Below are 2,526 nucleotides of genomic sequence, written 5' to 3' on the forward strand. Positions count from 1 at the left end.
GGGCGCCTCGGTGGCCTCGCGCAGCGCCAGCTCCGTACGGGCCGTGCGGCCCCGCGGGCCCTGCGCGGTCAGATCGGGCACGCGCGCGCCGGCGGGCGGTTCGGCCGCGCGGTCCAGCTTCTCGTGGGCGAGGCGCAGCAGTTCCGTACCGCCGTCCGCCTTGACCTTCGCCTCGAACGCGTTGCCCCGTACGAACGCGAACTGGGACTGGCCGAAGACCGACGGCGAGCCCAACGCGTCGGCCAGCACCGCCTTGTTCACCCCGGCGCCGTCGAGGATCGCGCGCCGTCTGCAGCCCGGGTTGGCGGCGAGGGCGGCCAGGGCGCGCGCGTCCAGCGCCTTGGCCGGGACCTCCGGGCCGCGCAGCTCAGCGAGCCGGTGCCGGAGCGCCTTCTCCCGCGTCCGAGGGGGAGGCACCCGGTTCGGTTCCTGTTCCGTACCGTGGCTCGGGGTGCCGCTGCCGTGGAATTCGCTCACCCGCGGAAGTCTGGCACCCGGCACTGACATTCGGGGAACCCGTGGCGGAGGAGTCCGCCGGGGCCACCGCGGCGCGGGTCAGGAAGCGGGCCCTCGCCCGGTCCGCGTACCGCGTCACGACCGGGGCCAGCAGCAGGCCGGCGCCCATGACGGCGGCGCCCGCGGCCGCGTCGAGGAAGTAGTGGTTCGCGGTGCCCATCACCACGATCGTGGTCACCAGCGGGTAGACGACGGCGGCCGTCTTCGTCAGGCGCGTGCGCCCGTACCGCCAGAGGATCACTCCGCACCACAGCGCCCAGCCCACGTGCAGGCTCGGCATCGCCGCGTACTGGTTCGTCATCCCGCCGAGCCCGCGCGGGGCGCTCGCCTCGCCGCCCCACCAGCCGTACGAGCTGTAGTGCGCCATCGTGTCGACGAAGCCGTGGCTCGCGTCGAGCAGCCGGGGCGGGCAGGTGGGCAGCAGGGTGAAGCCGATCAGGCCGATGAAGGTGGACGTCATCAGCCAGGTGCGGGCGGCGCGGTAGCGCACCGCGTGGGAGCGGAACAGCCAGATCAGGACCGCCGGGGTCACCAGGTAGTGCAGCGACGCGTACCAGAAGTCGGCGGGTATGCCGAGCCACGGCTCACGGGTGAAGAGACGGTTCAGCGGGTGCTCGGCGTTGAGGTACAGCGCCTTCTCGATGCGCAGGATCGCCAGGCCGTGGTCGACGGCGTCGGAGACGTCCCCGCGGACGACCAGACGGCCCGCCGAGTAGCAGGCGTACACCAGGAGGATGAGCGGCAGCTCCCTCCACCAGCGCAGCCGGGTCGCCTGGGCAGCCCCGGTGCCCGGTGCCTCGGTGTGCGGCATCCGATCGCTCTCCCTTTGTTCCCGCGCGGCGCTCCGTTCAGCGGCCAGCCACTCTACGGTGTGCGCGCGTCCCCCGTGACACGTCCTCGGCCCTGAGAGACGCGTGGATCGCCCCCCGGGTTGCCCGCGACCAGGGTGCGCGATGATGGGGGAGTTCCGCCTGCGAATTTTCACCCGGAAGGTCTCCCATGGCACCGCGCATCCTGCTGGCCCGGCACGGACAGACCGAGTGGTCGTTGTCCGGCAAGCACACCGGCAGGACCGATGTGCCGCTCCTGGAGGAGGGCCGGCGGGGCGCCAAGCTGCTCGGCGAGCGCCTGCACCGGGCGCCGTACGGCGGGCTGCCCGGTGTCGAGGTGCGCACCAGTCCGCTGGTCCGCGCGCGGGAGACGTGCGAGCTGGCCGGGTTCGGTGACCGCGCGGAGAACTGGGACGCGCTCATGGAGTGGGACTACGGGGCGTACGAGGGGATGACGCCGGCGGAGATACAGGCGGTGCGGCCCGGGTGGCTGATCTGGCGGGACGGGGTCCCGGAGGGGGAGACCCTGGCCGAGGTGACGGCTCGCGCGGACGAGGTGGTGGCCTGGGCCCGGTCCGCCGACCGGGACGTGCTGGTCTTCGCGCACGGGCACATGCTCCGTTCGATCGGTGCGCGGTGGCTGGATCTGCCGATCGGTTTCGCGGCCCGCATCCGGTTGAATCCGACCTCCCTGTCGGTGCTGGGCTGGGCGTACGGCGAGCCGGCCGTGGAGTCCTGGAACGAGACGGGGCATCTGGCGGCTGCGTGACGTCTGGTTCTGGGCGCGTGGCCCGGTGCCCGGTGTTGTGGCCGGGCGGGGGTGGGTCGCGCTGCCCGGCGCTTGCGGGGTGCCTCCCCCGGAGGGGGGAACCCCCAGCGCCCCGGGGGCACCTCCCAGGCCCTTGAGGCACTGGGGGAGGCACGATTGCCCGCGGCTGACGCGGCACGACTGTCCGCGGCTGACGCGGCATGCACGGCCCGCGGTGAGGCCTCTCCGGTGGCCTACACCATGCGGGGCAGGGAGCCGTGGCGGTCCAGGAAGGCTGATACGCCTGATGCCCGGCGGTGGGGGAGCAGTACGCGGGATGTGCCCGCCAGCATGGTGCGGACCCGGGACGACTGGACCTCGGTCAGGAGGTCCAGGACCTGCATTCCGGCCTCCGCCGCCTCGTCCGGGTGA

General features: G+C 73.4%; 2 protein-coding genes and 1 pseudogene. 1 reads left to right on the forward strand and 2 read right to left on the reverse strand.

The window, feature by feature from the left end; all coding sequences use genetic code 11:
• Both B7767_RS19540 and B7767_RS19545 read right to left on the reverse strand, forming a co-directional pair.
• Positions 1–417: pseudogene (locus B7767_RS19540) on the reverse strand (hypothetical protein); the annotation flags it as partial.
• Entirely contained in the window at positions 368–1,327 is a 960-nt protein-coding gene (locus B7767_RS19545; protein WP_085573312.1) for a phosphatase PAP2 family protein, read from the reverse strand. The gene B7767_RS19545 and the pseudogene B7767_RS19540, both read right to left, overlap by 50 nt.
• Before the next feature lie 188 nt (positions 1,328–1,515).
• Here B7767_RS19545 and B7767_RS19550 point away from each other — a divergent pair, with 188 nt between their 5' ends.
• The gene (locus B7767_RS19550) at positions 1,516–2,115 is read left to right on the forward strand and encodes a histidine phosphatase family protein (protein ID WP_085573313.1); all 600 of its coding nucleotides are present in this window, start codon (positions 1,516–1,518) and stop codon (positions 2,113–2,115) included.
• The last annotated feature ends 411 nt before the right edge of the window (positions 2,116–2,526 follow it).

The organism is Streptomyces sp. 13-12-16 (assembly GCF_002114215.1).
Taxonomy (GTDB): Bacteria; Actinomycetota; Actinomycetes; order Streptomycetales; family Streptomycetaceae; genus Streptomyces.